The sequence below is a fragment of the Dyella sp. Tek66A03 genome, assembly GCF_052567735.1.
Genome location: NZ_CP199584.1, coordinates 2,048,553 through 2,070,555, shown reverse-complemented (window position 1 = coordinate 2,070,555; position 22,003 = coordinate 2,048,553). Strand labels below are relative to the sequence as shown.

General features: G+C 60.5%; 19 protein-coding genes. 5 read left to right on the top strand and 14 right to left on the bottom strand.

Going from position 1 to position 22,003, the window contains the following annotated elements:
* Positions 1 to 121 precede the first annotated feature (121 nt).
* Positions 122 to 1,759, bottom strand: coding sequence for a hypothetical protein (locus tag ACT01B_RS09195; protein WP_445147045.1), 1,638 nt, complete (start codon positions 1,757 to 1,759; stop codon positions 122 to 124).
* A 599-nt stretch (positions 1,760 to 2,358) separates the two neighbouring features.
* Entirely contained in the window at positions 2,359 to 4,092 is a 1,734-nt protein-coding gene (locus ACT01B_RS09190) for a carboxylesterase/lipase family protein (protein WP_445147044.1), read from the bottom strand.
* A 233-nt stretch (positions 4,093 to 4,325) separates the two neighbouring features.
* Here ACT01B_RS09190 and ACT01B_RS09185 point away from each other — a divergent pair, with 233 nt between their 5' ends.
* Complete coding sequence (locus ACT01B_RS09185) at positions 4,326 to 5,849, top strand: glycosyltransferase family 39 protein (RefSeq protein ID WP_445147043.1); 1,524 nt, start codon at positions 4,326 to 4,328, stop codon at positions 5,847 to 5,849.
* Positions 5,850 to 6,003: 154 nt separating this feature from the next.
* Here ACT01B_RS09185 and ACT01B_RS09180 read toward each other — a convergent pair whose 3' ends face one another.
* On the bottom strand, positions 6,004 to 6,879 hold the full coding sequence (locus ACT01B_RS09180; RefSeq protein ID WP_445147042.1) for an aldo/keto reductase family oxidoreductase: 876 nt from the start codon (positions 6,877 to 6,879) through the stop codon (positions 6,004 to 6,006).
* A gap of 109 nt (positions 6,880 to 6,988) precedes the next feature.
* On the opposite strand from ACT01B_RS09180, the gene ACT01B_RS09175 reads away from it, so the two are divergent.
* Positions 6,989 to 7,885 (top strand): LysR family transcriptional regulator, encoded by an 897-nt coding sequence (locus tag ACT01B_RS09175; RefSeq protein WP_445147041.1) that lies wholly within the window; start codon positions 6,989 to 6,991, stop codon positions 7,883 to 7,885.
* 113 nt (positions 7,886 to 7,998) lie between these two features.
* Here the strand turns inward: ACT01B_RS09175 and ACT01B_RS09170 are convergent, their stop codons facing one another.
* On the bottom strand, positions 7,999 to 8,391 hold the full coding sequence (locus tag ACT01B_RS09170; RefSeq protein ID WP_445147040.1) for a VOC family protein: 393 nt from the start codon (positions 8,389 to 8,391) through the stop codon (positions 7,999 to 8,001).
* A 94-nt stretch (positions 8,392 to 8,485) separates the two neighbouring features.
* On the opposite strand from ACT01B_RS09170, the gene ACT01B_RS09165 reads away from it, so the two are divergent.
* On the top strand, positions 8,486 to 8,716 hold the full coding sequence (locus tag ACT01B_RS09165; RefSeq protein WP_445147039.1) for a DUF6429 family protein: 231 nt from the start codon (positions 8,486 to 8,488) through the stop codon (positions 8,714 to 8,716).
* 153 nt (positions 8,717 to 8,869) lie between these two features.
* On the opposite strand, the gene ACT01B_RS09160 is transcribed toward ACT01B_RS09165, so the two are convergent.
* The 7 genes from ACT01B_RS09160 to ACT01B_RS09130 form a co-directional block, all read right to left on the bottom strand.
* Positions 8,870 to 9,508, bottom strand: coding sequence for a dihydrofolate reductase family protein (locus ACT01B_RS09160; RefSeq protein WP_445147038.1), 639 nt, complete (start codon positions 9,506 to 9,508; stop codon positions 8,870 to 8,872).
* 72 nt (positions 9,509 to 9,580) lie between these two features.
* A complete protein-coding gene (locus ACT01B_RS09155) occupies positions 9,581 to 10,870 on the bottom strand; it encodes a glycosyl hydrolase family 8 (protein WP_445147037.1) in 1,290 nt (429 codons plus the stop codon).
* 304 nt (positions 10,871 to 11,174) lie between these two features.
* Entirely contained in the window at positions 11,175 to 11,519 is a 345-nt protein-coding gene (locus ACT01B_RS09150; RefSeq protein ID WP_445147036.1) for a hypothetical protein, read from the bottom strand.
* A 56-nt stretch (positions 11,520 to 11,575) separates the two neighbouring features.
* A complete protein-coding gene (locus tag ACT01B_RS09145; protein ID WP_445147035.1) occupies positions 11,576 to 12,721 on the bottom strand; it encodes a M24 family metallopeptidase in 1,146 nt (381 codons plus the stop codon).
* A gap of 302 nt (positions 12,722 to 13,023) precedes the next feature.
* Complete coding sequence (locus tag ACT01B_RS09140) at positions 13,024 to 13,485, bottom strand: hypothetical protein (protein WP_445147034.1); 462 nt, start codon at positions 13,483 to 13,485, stop codon at positions 13,024 to 13,026.
* A 258-nt stretch (positions 13,486 to 13,743) separates the two neighbouring features.
* Positions 13,744 to 14,214 (bottom strand): RidA family protein, encoded by a 471-nt coding sequence (locus ACT01B_RS09135; RefSeq protein ID WP_445147033.1) that lies wholly within the window; start codon positions 14,212 to 14,214, stop codon positions 13,744 to 13,746.
* Positions 14,215 to 14,470: 256 nt separating this feature from the next.
* The gene (locus tag ACT01B_RS09130) at positions 14,471 to 15,928 is read right to left on the bottom strand and encodes an alpha/beta fold hydrolase (RefSeq protein ID WP_445147032.1); all 1,458 of its coding nucleotides are present in this window, start codon (positions 15,926 to 15,928) and stop codon (positions 14,471 to 14,473) included.
* A 390-nt stretch (positions 15,929 to 16,318) separates the two neighbouring features.
* Here ACT01B_RS09130 and ACT01B_RS09125 point away from each other — a divergent pair, with 390 nt between their 5' ends.
* The gene (locus tag ACT01B_RS09125; RefSeq protein WP_445147031.1) at positions 16,319 to 17,830 is read left to right on the top strand and encodes a M20/M25/M40 family metallo-hydrolase; all 1,512 of its coding nucleotides are present in this window, start codon (positions 16,319 to 16,321) and stop codon (positions 17,828 to 17,830) included.
* Positions 17,831 to 18,044: 214 nt separating this feature from the next.
* Here ACT01B_RS09125 and ACT01B_RS09120 read toward each other — a convergent pair whose 3' ends face one another.
* Together ACT01B_RS09120 and ACT01B_RS09115 are read right to left on the bottom strand one after the other, a co-directional pair.
* The gene (locus tag ACT01B_RS09120; protein ID WP_445147030.1) at positions 18,045 to 18,782 is read right to left on the bottom strand and encodes an alpha/beta fold hydrolase; all 738 of its coding nucleotides are present in this window, start codon (positions 18,780 to 18,782) and stop codon (positions 18,045 to 18,047) included.
* 88 nt (positions 18,783 to 18,870) lie between these two features.
* Positions 18,871 to 19,605 (bottom strand): hypothetical protein, encoded by a 735-nt coding sequence (locus ACT01B_RS09115; RefSeq protein WP_445147029.1) that lies wholly within the window; start codon positions 19,603 to 19,605, stop codon positions 18,871 to 18,873.
* A 933-nt stretch (positions 19,606 to 20,538) separates the two neighbouring features.
* Here ACT01B_RS09115 and ACT01B_RS09110 point away from each other — a divergent pair.
* Positions 20,539 to 20,991 (top strand): fasciclin domain-containing protein, encoded by a 453-nt coding sequence (locus ACT01B_RS09110; RefSeq protein ID WP_445147028.1) that lies wholly within the window; start codon positions 20,539 to 20,541, stop codon positions 20,989 to 20,991.
* An 80-nt stretch (positions 20,992 to 21,071) separates the two neighbouring features.
* On the opposite strand, the gene ACT01B_RS09105 is transcribed toward ACT01B_RS09110, so the two are convergent.
* Positions 21,072 to 21,548: a hypothetical protein gene (locus ACT01B_RS09105; RefSeq protein WP_445147027.1), complete on the bottom strand. Its 477-nt coding sequence runs from the start codon at positions 21,546 to 21,548 to the stop codon at positions 21,072 to 21,074.
* Positions 21,549 to 22,003: the final 455 nt, after the last annotated feature.

Below are 22,003 nucleotides of genomic sequence, written 5' to 3'. Positions count from 1 at the left end.
CCGCCATGCGGTGCTCGATGGTTCCTTATAGATCTTTCACACCATGCTTCCGTTTCAAGAATAAAACGGGCGCGATGGAAGACTTCCCACCGCGCCCGTTGCCTGGTGCTTTACCGAGGGCTCAGAGTTTGAGAGCCGAGATACGCGTCGCCCAGTTGCCTAAGGCACCGCGTGTACCACCGCACTGGAACCGCGGAGCGGTCAAGTATTGGGCCAGGGTACACGTCTGCGCGATGTACTCAGATGCGATCCAGATCGTGTTGCCGTCGGCCGAGGCCGCGCCATAGTCGCCCCAACGCGGCCGACCACCGCCAAGGTAGGGGATGCCGGTGAAGCCGTCCCACGGACCTGCACCCGCCATCGCGATATGGACATCGCCCGCACCAATCTTCGCATCCAGGCTGGCGTAGCCGGCGCTTGGATAGTCGTTGGAGCCAACCACGGTGAACGCGATGACGCCGCGCCCGCTTTGCGTGACGGCCGCCGCGCCGTAGGTCAGATTCGCATCGGGCAGCGCCAGTGTGCCGTTGACAAAGGTGCCGCCGGAGTGCGGATTGATGGCGAAGTAGTTGATGCCCGAGCCATGGCTGCCGTCGCCGAGCAAGACATCGGTATCCAGCGTACCCCAGAGCTTGCCATTGGCGTAGCTAACCTGCTCCATGCGCGAGTCATTCACCGCCAAGTCGCGCGGCCCGGGGTACACGATACTCGGGTAGCCGAGGAGCGCTGCACAGGTGGGCGTGGCAAAACAGTCAAGCAAAGGCGTACTGCCTGGCTTCTGGTGGGCCAGACTGCTCGGCACCGCATATTGCTGCACGTTCAATAGCGAGACGTTCAGCGTCACGGCCGCGGGCGTCGTGTCGATGGCCCGCGTGTTTGACACCGACCACAGCCAAAGGTCGGTCGACGTACCCGAGTTGAAGAACACGGCGTCCGAACTGAGGAGGTATTCGGTTCCACCATGCGCACCGTCGTACTGCCCACCGGACGAGATGGCCGGAATGACCGTGAACGCGGGCGCGGGAATGCTCGGATCGCCGCCGTTGAACAGCACCACATTCGGTGACGCGGCGCCCGATGCCAGTGCCTGCTTGGAGATGACGTAAATCTGCGAGCCGTAAAAGCCGGGGCCGAACAACGAGAACTCGTTGGTGGTCAGGAAAATCGCATTGGCGTCAGCGCCGATGTGAGGATAGTCGCCCAGACAGAACCCGCCCGCACAGCCGTGATCCGGGGTGCCTTGGGTGCCGTTGTTCTGCACCGGCAAGTGGTAGATGTTCCAGGCACCGGTGGGGTTGGACGTCTGACTGACGGCGATATCCAGGTGATTGGTGCCGGCCAGGGCCGACGTCGTGCCAACGCGATCGAGCGTCAATACGATCTGGAACCAACGCTGCGTGCCTGCGTCGTAGTAACAGGAAGGATCGGTGAGACTGGGTCCGTACGCGCCGGTGCTGCGATTGATCGCCGCAGGGTAGCCGTAGAACGTGTTGAGATCGACCGGCCCGACAAGTTTGTTGCCGGAGTTGCCATAGATCGCCAATACGTCGTTGACGCTTTCCATGACGTATCCGTTGCCGGTGCACAACCCTTGATCGGGCGGCTCCACCGAAAACTGATTACCGCCATTGGCGTAGCGCTGGTCGTGGAAATTGAGGCCATCGAAGCCACCGAGGAGTTCGGGGCTCGACTTGGCGCGCGCGCCATTTCCCATCCTGTTGCTGCCAGCGTGCCCGCTGGCAATGCTGCGATTCACCATAGAATGTGATGCGAGGACATCGCCATCGCCAGAATCGGCATTCCCGGCGGTCATCGCCGGATCCAGTTCCAGGCTTGTCAGCGGAGCGCCCCCGAGAGGCGTAGTCGTTGGTACCGTGGTGCCCCCTCGTTGCAGAGTGAGGGTGACTGGGGACGCACCCAAGGCGCACGTAGCGAACGCCATGGCAACCACTGCGATGAGCAGTCGAGTCTTCATATAACTGGTCTCCCGTTTCTTTCGTTAGGTGACCGCGCCCCCTATTGAACGCCGATATCGGCCGCGCCGATCAGCGTTCGCGCAAGTACGCATAATTGACATATGCGCTCGGCGACCATACGCGCATTCGCAAAAGGTCGCCATCGACCAAAGGATCGGGGGGTCTTCCCCCAAAAAGGACGTGATAGCTAAACCTGCCAGATCGAAATGAGTCGCAATTATCGAATCGAAAGCCGCCGAAGAAGCCCCGAAAATAGAGGTTTTAGATCGTCGGAGAGCTCTCGCCCGCATGGGACAGGCCGGCGACTACGCCGATCTTCCACGCATTGCTGGCCGATTCACCACCATGGAGGCAAGTTACGCTCATCAAGCACCTTCACGGTTCAGGCGTTCATGGCCGCCCTACGCCGCCTCCGCCCGAAGCGTCTGGCGATGGCCACAATAATCGCTAGCATCAACGCGATGATCGCCGCGCCAATGACATGGATATGCCTCAGCACGAAGCGCGCAGTGGTGTAGACCCGATCGATGCGCTGCAATGCATCGGTGTCCTCCAGCGGCGCGGATTCCATTCGATCACTTAGTTGCATTACGGAGGCGCTTGATGGGTCGAATCGAGGCCATAGCGGTAGCCCCGGACCGTTAGGGTCACCGGTCTTGGCAAAATTCGTCCAGTAGGAGGTCATGGCCGCGGTGAGTCGGAAATCCTGCTCGGTCCACGGCAACGGTTGCTGCTCCAGGTGATCGAAGACATACGGCATTTCCATGCCGTGGCTCGCACCCCAGCCGAAGTACTTGTCCCCTGAGCGGAACGGAGGAACTCGTGAGAATCGATACAAAAAGACCTTGCCTCTTCCGGCATTCGCGCCGAGCCTTGCCCAAGTCCACATGTCCCAGCGAAAACGCATGTCACGCTGAAACGCCGCGGCGGATGCCCTGGCCTGCTCGTCGGTGGCACCCGGCTCGGGGCCAATCAATCGCACGAGGATATCTGGAAAACTTCGGTCGAGTTCCTGCCTGAAGTTGGCGCGATTGATGGTGCGACCCGCAATGAAGGCCTCCCCCTCGTCCGCATTGGAGCCAATTAGAACTGAAGCTTGGTTCTCCTGCCCCTTCTGATACGCCTCGTAGGGCGATTGCGGCAGCGCGTAACCATCGATGATGAGGTGTGGATCAAACGAGACCTTCATCAGGTCAGCAGCCGGCATCTTTCGCAGTGCTGATATCGAAGGAGCCTTGGCTTCGGCGACAAAATCCTTTCCGTCCTGCTCGGCGCCGGCCAGCTTGAAGTTTGGCGCGAGATCCATCGGTTCGAATAGGCCGCCACTCTGGCCGATCGCTCGTTGAAACAGACCCTTGGCCAGCGGCGAGGTCACAAGTGCGCTTATCGAAATCGCACCGGACGACTGACCAAAGACCGTCACTCGATCCGGGTCACCACCAAATGCGGCGATGTTCCGATGGACCCACTCCAGCGCAGCGATCTGATCCAGCAAACCATAATTGCCGGAGCTGTGATAGGTAGCCTCGCTGGTAAGTTCGGGATGCGACAGAAACCCGAAAACTCCGAGTCGATAGTTCAACGTCACCACGATCACGCCCTTTAGCGCCAGTTTGTCGCCGGCGTAAAGCGGTGTGGACGCGCTACCATTTTCCAGGCCGCCACCGTAGATCCAGACCATGACGGGCAGCTTCTCGTGGCCACTATCGGCGGGCTGCCATACATTCAGGTAGAGACAGTCTTCGCTGGTAGGCTCGGCGGGTGCATCAGGGGGATAGGTGCCGCTCTGCATGCATACCGGCGAGAACTGATCCGCCTCGCGAATGCCTTGCCAGGGGAGCGCGCGCAGCGGTGCACGCCAGCGAAGTTCACCTACCGGGGGTTGAGCAAAGGGAATGCCTTTGTAAATGAGCAGACCGTGCTCCTGCACACCTTCGATCAGCCCGGTATCCAGGTGCACGGGTATCGCCCTAGCGCCCGTTGCGAGCATGAAAAGAGCAAGGACTCGTACCAGGCCCCAAGTCATGCGTCGCCTTGTCCAACCCCGCCCATTGAACGTCACTGCGATCATTCCTGTCCCCGGAATGGTTGAATCACCCAATGCGGCCGATGGCAACGGATGCCATACGATCGGTCGCGCGACTTCTTAAATCTACCGAATTGAGGAATATTTCAGTTGCCTGACCGCCCCTGCATGCCAGATCCTGGCCTTGCCCGACGATGAAGCGATGCGTGATGTCTGCTCCGGGGCGAACGCGGACATTGGCTAGCTTAGGGAAGAACATGAATCGCCGCCCGGTGTCCGCATAGGCATGGGGCGAACAGTCGATCCGCCTCAAGGATGCATCCATGACCGTGACGGGCACTTCAGTTCAGAGCGTAACATCGGGCACCCGGGGAGGTGTCACGCCGGTGCTGGTCATTGCCCTGCTCTTCGGCGCAGCCCACCTGTTGACCAACGGGCAGTACGGGTTTCATCGGGACGAATGGCAATTCCTGAGTGATGCACAGCATCTGGATTGGGGCTTCGTGCCTTACCCACCCCTGACCGCCGCGCTGGAACACCTGGGCCTCAAGATGTTTGGCCTGTCACTCGTGGGCCTGCGACTGTTTTCAGTACTCGCGCAAGTCCTGGTGATTCTCGCCAGCGGCCTTATGGCTCGTGATCTGGGGGGTGGGCGGCTGGCGCAGAGCTTTACGGCCATCGCGGTGGCACTGTCGCCATTGCCGATGTTCCAGGCAACGGAATTCCAGTATTCCTCACTTGACCTGCTGTGGTGGGTGCTTATCGCCTGGTGCGTGATTCGTCTGATGCGTGACGATGAGCCACGCTGGTGGGTGGCGATCGGCATACTCGCCGGCCTCGGCCTGCAGACCAAGTATTCGATCGCGTTCGAGCTCACTGGCGTGCTGGCGGGGGTGCTGTTCACCGACGCACGGCGATATGTCACGAACGGCTGGTTCTGGGCCGGCGGCTCCATCGCGCTAGTTATATTTGCCCCCAACCTCGCCTGGCTCATCCGCCACAACTTCGTTTCCTACCATTTTCTGCAAGGCATCCATGCGCGCGACGTACATCAGGGGCGCGCGGACGGCTTCCTGCGCGACCAGTTCCTGCTGAATGCGAACCTGTTCGCCGCGCCTGTCTGGCTGGCGGGTTTGTTCGCCTTCTTCAAGGACCGGCGCTATCGCATCCTTGCCTGGATGTATGTGGTGCCACTGCTGGTGTTCCTGTTTGCGCGGGGGCGCTTCTATTACACCTGCGGCGCTTACCCCATGCTGCTGGCCATGGGATCCGTGGTGGGCGAACGATGGTTGCGCACCCTGCGTCCCGCCTGGCGCGTTGGCATCACCACACTGGTATTTACCGGTGTCCTCGCCGTCGGCACCTATGCAACGCTTCGTATCGTACCCATCGCATCAAGCGGTCCGTTGCGAGACTTTGCGCTGCAAAACAACTACGACCTCCGCGAGGAGGTCGGCTGGGACGAACTCGTCGCACAAGTGGCGGCCATTCGTGATGCCTTGCCCGCCGAACAGCAAGCGAATCTTGGCATCGCCGTGGGCAACTATGGCGAGTACGGCGCCATCGCCCTACTGGGCCAGCACTATCACCTACCCACACCGATCACTACGATCAACTCTGGATGGCTACGCGGCTATCCGCCGACGCCACCCACCACGCTTATCGTGCTGGGAAATTCGCGCGAGCGCGCCGATGAGCTTTTCACCGATTGCCGCCTTGCTGGCCACACAACAAACGCCTGGGGCGTCGTCAATGACGAAAGCCGGGATCATCCCGATATCTTTGTTTGCGGCCACACGCGCAAGCCATGGAGCGAGCTTTGGAAGCACGGGCCTGAATTTGGGTGAGTTGTTGTACAAGCTGGCAGACGCCTGAAGGGATGCGCGCGGTTAGCGATGTCCGCATCGGGTTGCGGATTCAAGCGGACATCGCTGTTATTACCACTCGTGACGTTCCGGAACCGCGAGCGACTGATGGTGTGCTGAGAATAGGGCTGGCTGCCTAGCCACGACCTTTTCCGATCTCTTCGAGTTCGGAAATAACGTCGTCCGTCAGCACAAGCTCGACCGCCGCCAGGTTCTCTCGCAGATGTTTCAGTGACGACGTACCCGGGATGAGAACGATGTTGGGTGCACGCGCCAGCAGCCAGGCAAGCGCCACCTGCATCGGCGTCGCTCCCAACCTCTCGGCAACGGACGACAACGTCTCGGACTGGAGCGGCGTGAAGCCACCGAGCGGAAAGAAGGGAACGTAAGCGACGCCCTGCTGGCTGAGCTCATCGATGAGCGGATCGTCATCGCGATGCGCGAGGTTGTAGTGGTTCTGCACGCATACCACCTCCGCGATGCGTAACGCTTGCGCCACTTGAGCAGAAGTGACATTGCTCAAGCCAAGGTGCCGGATCAGACCCTGGCGCTGAAGCTCGGCCAGCGCGGTGAACTGTTCCTCGATCGAGGCTTCGCTGGGCTCATGCACATTGCCCATGACGCGCAGGTTCACGACGTCCAGTACATCGACACCAAGATTGCGAAGATTGTCGTGCACTGCGTGAGTCAACTCAGCCGGGCTCTGTGCCGGCTGCCATGACGCGTCGGCGCCGCGCAGCGCACCGACCTTGGTTACGATCACCAGCGCTTGTGCATACGGGTGCAAGGCGTCACGGATCAGTTGGTTGGTAATGTGGGGCCCGTAGAAGTCGCTGGTGTCGATGTGATTCACACCAGACGCCACCGCCTCGCGAAGCACCGCAAGCGCCGTTTCGCGGTCTTTAGGCGGTCCAAATACGCCAGGCCCGGCGAGTTGCATCGCGCCGTAGCCCATGCGGGTCACTCGGCGATCACCCAGTAAAAAGCTCCCAGATTTCGTGAGGTTAGTCATGTTGCCTCCAAGTAATGCGATTGGAATGTCGCTGCAGTACGACTATAGGCATTGACCACTTGCGCGATAATCCTGTGAAATCGGTACGGGTTGTGCGGAATTTCGAACAATGGCGACAGATCTTCAGGACCTCTTTGCATTCCTGGCCGTCGTGCAGGCGGGAGGCTTCCGCGAAGGGGCTCGCGCAAGCGGGACATCCGCGTCGAGCCTGAGTGAGGCCGTGCGTCGCCTGGAAACTCGCCTGGGCGTTCGGCTGCTTAACCGCACGACCCGCAGCGTCGTGCCGACCGAGGCGGGCGCTCGCCTGGTCGAACGGCTCGTGCCCGCCCTGGGTGAGGTGGAGGCCGCGCTGGACGTCGTCAACAGTTTTCGAGACCGGCCGACCGGAACGCTCCGACTAAACGTCCCTGCCAATGTTTCCCGTCTGGTGCTTCCGTCGATCATCACGCCGTTCCTCAAGACCTATCCCGAGATCAAGCTGGAAGTCATCGTGGAGGACAGCTTCGTTGACATGCTCGCGGCAGGTTGCGACGCGGGCATCCGCTACGACGACCGGCTTGAGCAAGACATGATCGCGGTGCCCATCGGCCCCCGCTTTCAGCGTTTCGCGACCGCCGCATCACCGGCTTATCTAGACGCGAGGGGTCGACCGGAGCACCCGCGCGACCTGCTCACCCATGCCTGCCTGCGCGGGCAGTTTGCCAGCGGCGCCATCCCAACCTGGGAGTTTGAACGTAACGGAGAGATCGTTCGTGTCGACCCCGCCGGCCCGCTGCTGGTGCGCCTGGGTTCGGCGGTGGACTTGGCCGTTGAAGCCGCCGTGGATGGCTTGGGCGTCATCCACCTTTTCGAAGACTGGTTGCGACCTCACCTCGACAACGGTGCGCTCGAGCCTGTACTGGAACCCTGGTGGCAGACGTTTACCGGTCCGTTTCTCTACTACCCCGGCCGTCGGCATCTCCCCTCGCCGCTTAGGGCCTTTATCGACTTCATCAGATCTCCATGACGCGGGTTCGCGATTGCCGGCCGTCTGCATCCGAGACGGAACCGCCCTCTCATGCGCCTGACGCGTGGTGTCTGCATCGAGTCGAAAGGCGGCGCCACAGCCCTCATTGCCATCTAGCGATGATCGGGCTGTCTTGCGACAGCCGCCTGCCACGTATTTCCCCACGGATCCTCGACCATACAGCGACGATCTCCATAGGGCGTCTCAAAGGGAAGCTCAATCGACCGCGCACCGCGTTCAAGCGCGCGGCGATAAACGGAATCGACATCAAGTACATAGACGTAGAGAAAAGCACGTGCGGGCTCGCGCTCACCGGCTTCGCTAACCATGAGATTGGAGTCACCGATGCGAAGTATGGAAGGCGTGGCAACCGCGTACTCACCAACCGCCTCGAACACGTAGGTGACAAAGCTGACCAGCTCTTCGGCGTTATGAGCTACCAATCGTGGCGTTACGGCGTGCCAACCTTCAGGCACCGTGCCGCTTGCTGTTTTGGGATCGGCCATGTTGTCGCCTCCTGATCTTGAGATCGAAGTGGCTCTGTGTTTGGACAGCTTTAGGACGCCGGCGTAATCTCAGCTACCTAGACCGGAGGCGATCATGGACCTTGACCCGGAAAAAATTGATGAAGCGGCCATGGCGCTTCTTTACCTCACATTGCATGACCATGACCGTGCCTGGAAAGGCATCGACTGGGAAATTTCCGACCGCTTGCACGCCAAAGGTTTGATTTACGACCCAGCGAACAAAGCCAAGTCGGTACATTTCACCGAGGACGGGCTAAGGGTCGCTGAAGAGGCATGCGACAGGATGTTCGGACTGCGCAAATGAGCGCAGCGGTGCGCATTGTCCTGGTCGTAAGCGGACCTTACGTCCTCATGTTCTGTGGTCCATGTAAGCCACGCCCCGCTCAGACGATGCCAAGGGGCTTGGGCCGCCGCTTTCTATGAAATCCGTCACCTGCATCGTGTTGTCAGGACGCTTTTACGCACGCACATAGCGCAGGTGCGTAGCATCTGGCGTATTGAGCACCCTATCGATTCGAAACTGCGGCACGGGCTCGTGCAGGTTTTCGAACAGGCGCCTTCCACTGCCAAAAAGTATGGGAGCCAGGGCAATTTCCAGCTCGTCAATGACGCCCATGTTCAAGTACTGCTGTATCACATCCGCTCCGCCGGAGATGCGAATGTCACGATCGCCGGCAGACTCCCGGGCTTGCTCAAGGGCACTCGCTGGTCCATCGTTGAAGAAATAGAACGTCGTTCCGCCCGGCCGGACCCACGGTTCGCGCTTCTCGTGGGTGAGCACATATACAGGGGTGTGAAACGGAGCTTCCTCTGGCCAACTTCGCTCGCCTGCGTCAAACATTCGCTTGCCCATGATGTTGGCGCCGCTGCGCTCCATGGTGTTACGGAGCATATCGTTGACCGGACCGGTCTCTCCTCCCTGACCGAACTGGAGGCTCTCGCGAAAATATTGCTGTTTGAGGATCCAACTCATCAGCGCCCCCCACTTGGCGCCCCAGTTCTTGTACTCAGGTCTATCCCAATGCTCGATATTCATCCCTTCCGGCGCCATGTAGCCGTCAAGACTTAGTCCGATGTTTACGAATACCTTGCTCATGATGGCTCTCTCACGATTTTGGATGTCGGCCTAACTACTTCATAGATGGACGCGCACGTCCGGATATACATCTCAGGGCGATGGGTGCGGCAGCCATGCGCGGAAATCGCCGCTGCAATGGAGCAAGGCCATCAGATAAAGCATGCCGTTGTAGTAGCGCTGCGGTCCACTAGGCACCGGACGCTCCCATAATGTCTGCACGAAGGCCAACCTGCGCGGATCGGTAGCAATCAGGCTCGCGACGGCGTTGGTGGCGATCAGGCCGGTGACGCTGCCGCCGCCCAGGGGCGCGCCGTCCAGCTTGTACAGGCTCTGATAGGCGTCCATGCCTTGCGAAGCGAAGAATGCCTGCAGGCGGTTGCTCATCTCGACTTCGCGGTGGTCCCGTGCCCACCACGACCCATCCACTGACCAGTTCATCGCGCTGCGCCAGGCGTCGTAACGGAAATCCGCTGAATCCGGCCGCCATGGTGCCGCCCACGGCGTGCCATCGAAGTTGCCGTAGTCGGGAGTAAGAGCAGTCGTTGGGTGCGCGGCGGTGGCCAGATAGTCGCGACTGACCTGCGCAGCCTCGTGCCAGAACGCCCGGTCGGCCTGCGGCCCAACCCGCGCCCAGACCTCATAGAAGGCCGGCAAATGATAGGACGCATCGGTGTGCGCCGCGTTCGTAACGTCAGGCGTAAAACGGACCATCTTCGTCTTGGGATCGAACAGGCCGAGTGCCGTCATTCGACCGTGGATGGTCTGGCCGGTGATGGCCTCCCGGTGCAGCACGTTGCGGAGCAGGCGATCGGCCTGGGCGCGGTAGTCGTACGGGTTCTGGCCGTTACCCCAGCGCGCGGCGGCGAAGTACAGCGCAGTGATCAGGTACTCCTCCCCATCGGGCGCGGGCATCGGGTCATTGACCATGCCATCGGTACGGACGGACCAAGCGAAATAGCCGTACGCCGGATGCGACGGATCGCGCTGGTACATGTGGGTCATCGCCCAGTTCCAGAGCGCATCAAATTCACGTTTGCGGTTCAGTTGTACGGCAATCATCATTCCGTACGAGATACCCTCCGAGCGCACATCATCGTTGTTGACATCGTGGATGTAAGCCAGTGGCCCGTCTGCGTTGCTGCCAGCCTCGTGGTAGACCGCCTGCGTGGCAGGGTCGCCGTGGAACAGTTGCTGGAAGGCTGCCTGAATCTTTTCTTCCACGTCAGGGCGGGTGTGGCCAGCTTCGGCGAACAGATTGGGGTAACGGCCGCTAGCGACGGCACCGGCCGGCCCAGCCCCCTGCCCCTGACTGCCCTGTGCCAGAGAACTCAGCGACGTAGCGAGCAGCAAGAGACAGAAGATAGAGGCGGATTTGGGCATAGGTTCGAATTCCGGGCGATGGTGAACCACCCCGGGTGGCTCGGAAGCTAGGGAGACTTAGTCAGGCCGCTTTGGCCGTGGGTTGGCATTGTTGCTGATCGTCATAGGGCTCCATGAAATCGAAGCATGCAGCGTCGCTGTCTCCACTCGAATTCAGAGTTCAGCGTCGCTTCGTGCGGATCCCACAACGCCTCAGGTATATCGCTCATCGCTGTCTCCGCGTCAGTCCCTTCAAAAGGATATTCCTAATCGAAGGCCGACATTTGCCACTTTTATCCACGGTGTATCACGCTCATTGCCATCGTCAACTAAGGCCCGCTCTGGTGGATTTTGCACCCCCATCCTTCAACGATCGCGTCTCGTAGGCCTTGTTAACCAATGACTTCACTGCGTTAGGTTTGGCCGACGCTAGTGCTACTCGCAGACCGACAACCTTCCCGCCCCAAAGCAGTTTTTCGAGAAACTCTGGATATAGCGCCAGGGCAGTCTCCCGGTCTTCTTCACCTATGAAAACGTGGATGAAGTCAGCTGGAGGCGGAATCGTGACGAAAATCTTTCCTCGCACTCGAAACGACGACGACTGGTGGTGTGGTTCCTCGGTGACGGCCGCCAACCCCATCGCGTACTTTCGGACTGCGTCAATCTTCATGGGAAGCTCTTCGCAACGAGAGTGATATGGGACGCATGCCCGTCCTTCAGACCCGATCAGATCGGATCATCGATCGACTTGGCGAGCGCGGTAAAAAGTTTCGGGCCGGCCTCGGTCATGTGCCAGCAGTCTTCCAGCCGGATGCCGAATTCGCCGGGAATGTAGATCCCCGGCTCGTCGGAAAAACACATGCCGGCTGCCAGCGGCGTGGCGTCGCCATGTACGAGATAGGGCGGCTCGTGGCCGTCCAGACCGATGCCGTGACCCGTGCGGTGGGGAAGACCAGGCAGGTGGTAGCCGGGGCCCCAGCCCTCCTTCTCGTAGTAGGCGCGCACGGCATCGTCGATGGCGCCCACCGGAGTGCCCAGCTTGGCAGTGGCTAACGCGAGCTCCTGGCCCCGCTTGACGGTGTCCCAGACCTTTCGCTGTTTCGCGGTCGGCTGGCCCATCACCCAGCTGCGCGAGATGTCCGATTGATAGCCATGCACGGTGCAACCCACGTCCATCAGGATGACCGAACCCTCGTGCAGGGTCTGCGGCTGGTGCGAGCCGTGCGGATAGGCGCTGGCCTCGTTGATCAACACCAGGGCGAACTCCGGCGCCCCGCCCAGGGCCACGGTGGCGGCGTTCATCATGGCGGCGATCTCGTCGGGGCGCATGCCGGCGCGGACGTTGCCATGAACGTAGCGTAGCGCCGCCAGGGTGACGTCATTGGCGGTTTGCATCAGCGCGAGTTCGGCCGGGGACTTGATCAGCCGGACGGCTTTCACCAGGGCGTCGCCGGAAACCACCCGATAGGCCCCGGCGCTTGCGTCACGCACCCCGTCGACGATGAACAGGCGCGTGGTGGCTTCGAAGGCGATCGGGCCGGAGCTAACGCCGCGGTCGCGAAGCGCGCCAACAAGGCGGGCGAATGGGCTCTCATGCTCATTCCAGGGCTGCACATCGCCGCCCACCGCCAGCGTCTCGCGGATCGACGGCTCTTCGAAGGCCGGGGTCACGACGACGATGTCACCCCGGGCCGGGATCACGGCGGCCGTCGTGCGCTCCGAGCGATGCCACTGGATGCCGGTGAAGTAGTCCAGGCTCGAACCCGACTCCAGGATCAAGGCGCCAATCTTCTGGTCGACCATCAGCCGTTGCAGCTTGGCGATCCGCGCCTGGCGCTCCTCCACCGAAATCGGCTTGGCGCCGGCGGTCATGGGGGCCAATCCGGCCAGTGCGGTAGGCGTGGCAGGCGCAGCCTGCGCCGACCGGCTACTCAGCATAAGGGCAGTGGACGCGGCGGCGGTGGTGGCTACCGCTGCAGTGAGAAAATCGCGACGACGCATGGAGACTCCGGACCGATGCTAAGGATGCTTCGCAGTATGAGGCCGGAGTCGGTGACGCGACTACTGTCTGGCTTGGTGTCGAATCGCGTTCGGGTGTCGCGAAATTCCCGCCTCATCCCTGCTCTTTAGTCTGATCGCGCTTAAAGTAAACCCACCCCTCTTCTGATACGCCTCTACAGCTTCGCATCCAATGTTGGGGTCTTTAACCAGTCCGCGATATCTTCGCCAAGCTCCTTGCCGAGATGATTAAGCGAGCCGCATGTAGTCAAGCCAACCGAAGTGTGCTGATGCGCGTCAAAGGAACCCACCAGCTTGCTGCCATCATGGAGCTCACCGTGAACTGCTGCCCACTTGGGGCCGGTCAAGCCGCCGCCGCCAATCGCATGTACCTGGGTGATTCTCATGGTGAGAACCTTCCCGCTTAACCTCGACACGTCCGTGTCCGTAACGGTCGCTCCACCCTCTGCAAAGTGAGCGATGTTTTCACTTAATTTTGCATTCCAATCACATTTCTGCCGGACATCATCCGTTCCGACACCACCCTCGTAAGGTGTGACTCGAGGGATTGAAACCACGTCGGTGGCGGACGCGATCGAAGATATTCCGATCAATACAAACGCCAACATTTTGATCACTGACATTCCCCTTATATGCCAATAGACGCACTTGTACGTCCAACGGTAGGTCTGCGCCCACTTGCTGAGCGCAGCCCTGAATCACCCACCCTTATAAGCACTATCTGCCCATCGCCAGGTTAACTGTCCATGGCAAATCGCACGCTAACGCCCGACTGAAAGCGTCAGCCTCGGGTGGGAAGCGAACATCTCCCGTGCTGACTAACACGGTCGCCTAGGAACCTGTGGCACGAAAAGCGTGGGCAGTCGATGTCTTGATTAGTGCGAGGTTGCTGGCGTCGTGACGTAGCCGATGCACTCCACTTCCAGGGCGGCCCCTAGAGCCAAGCCCGTCACACCAAAGGCGCTACGCGCAGGGAACTTCCCGGCCTGGAAATAGGTGCGATAGATCGTGTTAAAGGCCTCCCAATTCTTCATGTCACCCAGCATGACGGTGCATTTGGCAATGTTCTCAGGCCCCATCCCCGCGAGCTTGGCTGCAGACATGATGTTGTCCATGGCGAGGCGCGCCTGGGTTTCGAAGTCTTTGCCAAGGCCCGAGGCATCGAGACCGATTTGCCCAGAAAGATAGACGGTGTTGCCGGCACGTACGGCCGGCGAGAAGGGGTATTTGCTCTCTCCGGTGGTGTAGTGAATGACGCCCTCTTGTGCAGGTGCGGCGTGGACCCCAAACGCACTCGCCAGGGCTACGGTTGCAACAGCTAGCATTCGAACTACGGGACGGGGCATGGAACGGTCTCCTTAGTGAAGGGGCGTCATATCGAACGTTGTGTCGACGGAAGTCTCTTTCGGTTGCAGCTTCAGTCGGTCGTTGGCAGGTGTGCCCCGTACCGATGGATAAAACTGGGCTTGTTCCGCTAGGAGTAGACGGGTAACCGGTGGTGGGCGCAGAGCCGCGCTGGTTCCACATAAAGACCCCTAGGAACAAACCTTTTTCGGGTCAGCCCATGGTGTCAGCCATGAGTTGCGGACATTACACGGCAAGCTAGGAGATGCCTACTGGACGGTGCGTTGACTCATCCAAGTCTAGGCGAACCAAGCGAAGGGAGTAATCGTCCGGGTACGGCAGGTCCTTGAAGCCGAGCCTAGTGGCCAGCCTGCGCATGCCCGTATTGGTCGACAGGACGCAGCCTTCCATGCGCCGAACGCTCCGCGTACGCGCAATGCCAATAAGCGTCTCCATGAGCTGCCGCGCCAGTCCAAGACTGCGCCAGTCATCGGCTATCGTGACGGCAAACTCGCAAGTCCCGCCTACTGCATCGGTGATGTAGCGCGCGCCGCCGGTCAGGACCTGGTCGGATCCGTCTCCGCTAAGCGCGACCAGGGCCACCGCGTGCCCCTGGGGACCGGGCGCAGTAGGATGCAGGATGTCATCCGGCACGGCGCGAACCGTGGAAAAGAAGCGTGAATAACGCGCCTCCTTGCAAAGCCTTTCAAAGGCCGCGTCAAGCATGTCCTTGTCCTCGGACCGTAGCGTGCGCACGATGACGGTTCGGCCATCTCGCAAAGTCAGAATTTTATGATCAGTGGCGATGGCATTTAGGGCGGTGCGGTGTCGGAACTCCAAATAAGCGGCCAATACGGCATCTGGCGCTTCGATTTGAGGGTAGTGGCCGACGTTCTCCAATAGCGTGACGTCAGCTTGGGGAATCAACTCCTCATAGCGAGCCGCCATGTGTTGACCGGATACGGGATCAGCCATGCCGTTGATGAGCTTGAGTGGAATTCGAGCATGCTGCATGGCGCCAACCCAACGCTCGCGATGCTCGCCACGTTCGATGATGTAGCGAATCAGCTTGGGCGCAACGGCGAGACCGTTATTGCGCGTGATCAAGCGCCAGAAGGCATCAATGAGTGCTTGATCTGGTTGCGTCGCCGGCCCAAAGATCTTGCGCATGCTTTTGGCCACGGTGGCACGCGTTGTCAGCCGGGCCACCAAGGGGCCAAGCGGAGAAAGCAACAGTTTCTGGACGAGCACCGGTCGCTGGGTCTCCGGAAACAATCCACCATTCAAGAATGCAACACTGAGCAGCCTGGGACGAGGACCTGGCTCTTGCTGGCGCGCCAATAACTCTTGCGCCACGGAGTCGCCATAGTCGTGGGCTAGCAAGTGGTACTTCCCCAGGTCTTCCATGGACAGGAACGACTCAACGAGCGTCGCTTGATCCATCAATGAATACGAATAGTCCGCGGGCTTCGCCGAAAGGCCAAAGCCGATCATGTCCAGTGTGTAGACCCGAAACTGTCGGGCCAGGCTCGGCCACAGCGCCTCCCAATCCCAGGAGGCCGTGGGAAAACCATGAAGCAACAAGAGTGGCTCAGCCCCCGGCGCTCCGGCATCCCGCACGAAGATGGCATGCCCTCGATAGTCCATCATGCGTCCGGCTTGGCTCCATTCGTCCAGCGACAAGCGATGTCCTGGAGCGGGGCTGTCTTCGCGCATGACAAGAGACCTCTGGCTCGATTTACACGCCACATGATGCCCCTGCCCGTTATCAGATGCCACGTAGCGTGTTTCGAGCAAGTGGCGCCCATCTGACCTGCCCCCCAGGCTCTGGTAAGGAAGTCATTGGCGCAAATGACCCCTCCCCTTTTTTGTCGACCAGCGACCTCTCGCAGTAGCTCAGGACGTTTATGATCTACAAAGGCTTGGACTGCGATGGCGGCTCAATGCATACCATTGAGCCTCCGGCATTGCGGGGACGGCTCCATCAAGTCGTCCGGGGCAACTGATCACTTGCAATCTGGCGTGTTCATACGCGCCGCTTGGTGACGGCGGCTCCGTGGACTGGTCGAAACCATGAGATGTTTCCGCCTGGCAGGAGGCATGGCAATGATGAAAGAAATGGTACTTGCCGTCGTTTGCGGCATCGCATGTACGACTGCAACCGCTGGCGACGAGCTGGTGGGACAGGTCCGTCAATGGCGCCAGGGACATGAGCCGGTCGTCGTGCGGCAGCTCTCTGAATTCACCGCGATCCCCAGCGTCGCCGAGGAAGCCTCCGGCCTGGAAACCATGGCCCATCGCTTGCAGGCGGAGCTCTCGCAGCGCGGATTTCAGGCTCAGCTATTGCAGGGTGGCCCAGGTGTGCCGGCCGTCGTCTATGGCGAACTCACCACGCCCGGCGCCAAGCGGACGGTGGTGTTCTACGCTCATTACGACGGCCAGCCCGTCAACCGCGCCGAGTGGGCGGTGGACCCCTTTGCACCGGTACTGCGCAGCGGACCGAGCCCGAAGGCGCCATCGCTGGACTGGGGTCATCTGCGCCCACCGTTCAATCCGGAATGGCGATTGTTCGGTCGCGCTGTCAGCGACGACAAATCCTCGATCGTCGCTTTCCTGGAAGCGTTCGACGCACTGAAGGCTGTAGGGCGAGCGCCGTCCGTCAATGTCAAGGTGTTCTGGGAAGGTGAGGAAGAGCAAGGATCACCGCATCTGGCCGACATACTTCGTCAGCACCAGTCACTGCTCGCTGCCGATCTGTGGTTGATCGGCGACGGGCCCATGCACCAGTCACGGCGGCGCACGCTCTACTTCGGCGCACGGGGCTCGCTTGACCTGAAGGCTACCGTCTATGGGCCGCTCAGGCCGCTACACAGTGGCCACTACGGCAACTGGGTGCCCAACCCGGCCTACCAGGCAGCGGAGCTGGTCATGGATCTACGCGCGCCCGACGGTAGCATCCGCATCCCCGGCTTTGATCGCGAGGTGCGTCCGCTGACAGCGGCCGAGCGAGAGTCCATCGCGGCGCTGCCGCCGGTGGAGGCGTCACTGAAGCGGGAATTCGGTATCGCCCATGGTGAGGGCGACGACGGCCTGACCGCGAGCACCATGCGCCCCGCGCTCAATGTGGTCGGCCTCCAGGCTGGCGGCCCCGCCCGGGCGATCCCCGCGACCGCCGAGGTGGCGTTGGATTTCCGCCTCGTTCCCGATCAGACGCCGGAACGAGTGCGCGAACTGGTGGAGAAAAGGCTGCAAGACCTCGGCTGGACCGTGCTTCGTGTTGAGCCTGATGAGGCGACACGCAGCATGAACTCCAAACTGGTAAGGCTCGACTGGGGCCACGGTTATCCCGGCTACCGCGCAGATATGAGCAGTCCCGCTTCGCGCGCCGTGCTGGCTACGGCGGAGCGCACCGCCCCAGGCCCGGTGGCCGTGCTGCCCATGATGGGCGGAAGTGTTCCGATCTATCTCTTCGCCAAGATACTGGACGTTCCGGTGATCGGCTTACCCATCGCCAACCACGACAACAACCAGCACGCCGCCGAAGAGAACGCCCGATTGCAGAATCTATGGGACGGCATAGAGACATACGCCGCCATGCTCGGCGAGCTCAACTGGTAGCACCCGAGCGCGGAGCCCGCTGCTGCCGAGTCGCCTACGCCGGGTGAGCGGGCGCCCGCGAATACCGGAATGCCAGGCACCCTTTCGGCCGTATCGGAGCCGGCAGCGCGGTGGACAGATGTTTCAGGAATGCCTGTTCGCCCCAGACCGGAATCCGCAGTCCGGTGAACGACAGTGTAGAAAGACAACCTCGCCCCGCGTCAGCTTCGGCCGCTTACCCGGTCAAGAACGATGCCAGGGCCGCCGAGAACGCCGGCGGATTGTCGAGCATCATCAGATGCCCGCAGCCAGCCAGCGTCAAACGACCAGCGCACTTTTGCAGAGCCCAGTCCGGCACATGCCATCCATCATGCGAGCGCTCTCCCGACAGGAGATACACGGGGCGCTCCTCAAAGACCTTGGCCAGTGCTTCGAGATAGCTACCGTCACCTGTGACGGAGACCACGGACTGCCCCATGGCCCGGAGCGTAGATGCGGGTTGAAAATCCAGCCACTGCGCGGCCACCGCCTCGGACTCAGGCTTCGGCGTGATAACAGAGCGACCTATCCAAGCAGCGGGGTCAGCCCTAAAGCCGTCGAGTAGCGCTTCCGCTTCGCTTTGGCTCATTCGGCCCACCGACGCGGACCAAAAAGCGTCCGCCAACGTGAAGTTGCCCTCGATGTTGACGATACGGCGCACATGGTCCGGGTAAGCGTGTGCAAAAAGCATGGCAATCGCGCCGCCGACCGAGTGGCCCACGAGATCCACAGGACCGCCATGGAAGTGCTCGTCCACGAAGGTCCGAAGATAGTCGACCTGATGCGGGAGCGTGATGACATCAACGGGGGCGTTCCGGTGCTTGCCATAGCCGTACATGTCCGGCGACGCATGCGGAAAGGGGAAGTCGGGAACCAGCGCGCCGATGAAACCGTGGATGAAGATAACCGGAGGCCGCTGGCCCATACGTGGCATGCTCAAGTGCTAGGTATGCCATCGAGAATATCAGGTCGCGTTTGCGTGCCTCCTCATCCAGCGGCCAGACCATGTCGGTCAAACGGCCCTAGAAGCTGAGTCCCAGCGGCCGGTTGCAGTTGTATCTTTCCGATTCTTTTTCGACGTCAGCAGCCGAGAGATATCGCACTTTCAATTCGTCCGCGGTGAGGTGTTGCCAGACTTCAACGTCGATACAGTGGCGATCCGTAATGCCAAACAGACGTTGCGTGCTGCGCACCACCGAACCGACGCCTTGGTCCTTGGGGTTGGTCAACTCAAGGTCTGGCGCGACACGCCGATCGGAGCCAGGCACCCCAGGAATGCCTTGGGAGTGTTGGGAGTTGAGCACTCGATCCCGAAATCCTCCGTCTCCCGTGGGGGTTTGATTGTTCGTGTACTGATCGGGTGCGGAAGGCGTGTTGGGAGCGATAGACGCGGGCGACGCGTCTGAGGAATCTGCCTCGGGTAACCGTACCCCAACTTGCGCGACGCGTTGAACCGACCGCGGCATCCTTTGTTTCACCGCTGCCTCCGGAGAGACGTCCAGAGGGGGTGCGACCAGCCGAGGCGCGGGTAACGCCCGCGGCGAGATGAATCGCACTTTGAGCGCCGCTTCGTCGTTTTCCACTTCCGGGGCCATGTCAGTGCGAGGGGCCGCCGGTCGCAGCAGCGCCATCAGCAGGACGAGATGGCAGCCGATCGCCACAACCATTGCCACGATCCGGCGAGCCGACACCGGGAGGTCTCTGGATTTCACTCCTCCCACGCCCATCAGCAAACTTCCCTTGGCAGAGCCCTCCATGCGCCCTGCGGCAGTGAGCTGCTGTATCGCTTCAACTCGAGGCCATTACGCCAACTTGGGAGCGCCACCACGCCGAACTCACGGCGGTGCTTTTTCCCGAACTCGCTTCGGACCTCAACGACTTTCCGATGACGTCCGCGCGGGGGCGCAGCTGCGTCTGCCCCGCGCGCAGCAATGCCAATAGGCCGCCGCAGCGGCCTCGCATGGCCAAGCCCCGGTGTCGCGAACGGAAGACGCATTGCGCCTCGAGGCGCAATGCGTGGTGCGTCGGCAGCGGATGGATGATCACGTGCGCAGCGCGCTGAGAAGTCTTTCACGGTGACGTTGGCGGAAGAAACGCAGCCTGACCGTGTTTGCGAAACTCTGCTGCGCTCTAATGCCCCATTGCCGACAGGGGATTCGCATCAGCTTTCGGCAGCGTTCGACGTGCCACCAGGACTGCAACTAGTTTGATGGAGTCCACGTATGCTCAATATCGTACATCACGGCTGTATCGACCTCTGGAACGGGAACGCCTTGAAGTTCGCTAATGCCCCCGTGCCGCATACCGAACAAAATGCCGCTTCGCCTGTACGTTGCGCTCCATGTGACGCGACCCGAGGTTGCGTGCTCGTAGTGACCTTCGTACGTAAGGCCATTTATGGTCGTCCCAGAGATGGTAGTCATGACTGCTGCCTTCTTGGCTTGGTCCAACCCAGCATAGTCCTTCGCGGGAACTGCGGCGGCCCTGTCTGCACTTGGCCGACTTACCCTTAGCTAACAACTGCAAGCGCATGCTGCGGAGGCGCCGGGAAAGAAAGTCTCCTCCTCGGCAGGCGTCTCAGCCACGCGGTCCTCTCCCTAACGCCATCTGAGTACTTCTTCGATCTACTTCGGAGTCGCGGATCCGTCCGCCCAAAATCCGCCATGCGGATCATCACTCAAGGCAACCCCATGTCCAATCATGATTCCAATAGCCCACCCGTTTCTCCCAAGAATCTCATCGATACAGTAGCGAGTAACGATTCCTTCCAAACGTTAGGAAAAGCCCTCGAAGCAGCCGAGCTAACACACGTGCTGAAAGGCTCAGGCCCCTACACAGTTTTCGCGCCAACCAATGCGGCGTTCGAGAAACTCCCTATGGGCACGCTGGAGAACTGGCTGAAGCCTGAGAACAAGGCGGAATTGATCTCGGTGCTGAAGTACCACGTGCTACCTGGGCGGACATCGGCCGTCGAGGTCGAGAAATTGACCGCGCCGACGATGATGCAGGGCCAAGCCGCGTCCGTCAGGAAAGACGGCGACAAGCTCAGCATCGGCGGTGCCAACATAACGCAGCGTGATATCGCATCGAGCAACGGCGTCATCCATGCGATCGATACGGTTATCGTGCCTACTAAGCACTAATCGGCACGGGCCTTGTGGTGGGGGTGCCCCCACCACGACACCTCGGTCGAATAATGGCTATCCTGGCCGCCCCTATGCGGCTAGTGCCGAGAATGTGGCCCCAAGGGCTCGCTACCCCGAGTAGCGCAAATGGCTCGCTCTACATCCACCGAAGAGCTAGTACCGTGATCAGGCCACATGAGCTGACTCTCTATGGGTGCCTGCATATTCAGAAGCTCGATGGACGTCGCACCAACGTGCTCGATGAGATGACGCACTTCATCGGCAGTCATTTCATCGTCGAGTTCCACGGTGACCACAGCACGACCCATCTGCGCCGGTCCGGGAAGGCTGCTTGGCGAACGCAGTTCCAATAGCTTCTGATTCTCTCGATGGCCCTGATGGCTGATGCGGGAGACCACAGACGTCGGCGCGCTCGCACTTGCGGCTGAATTGCCAACGCTTTCATCCACACAAGTCACCACATGTGCGCGCTGCAGACCTCGTGATAGCAGCTTGTCCACGACAGAGGCAGCTGCGAACTGGCTATCAAACTTGGCGACGATGAGGTTGGGCATGCTCCCAGCTCCCTCAATGGTGACCCGCAATACATATTAAGCCGCCGCTTGGAATCGTTCCGTTAGGAGTTCCTTATGGAGGCAGCCATATGCAATACCTGACAATGCAACGCGGATGTCCGCTACTCGTAAAGGAACCTTGCGTCGTAACGCCCGTTGCGCTCCAGGGTGAACACGCAGCCCTTGAATAGCCCTTTATCCTCGGTGCTCACTAAGCGAGCCCGCTCGTAGAGTAGCGGGCCAGCATGGGAGCACCCGTTAGATAGTCCGTCGCAGATAATTCGGCGTGAACGTAGCAGACGACTGCATTCACTTGGCTATTCTGCAAGGGCTATTTCTACCCTGATCGAGTTCCATGGGCCTTTTGACGCCGCCGCAAGTGCGTACCTATGGCTTGATAGCACTCGACCTTATCCCGAAACATGGCCCCTCCTGTAATCAAGATCTTGGCGCCA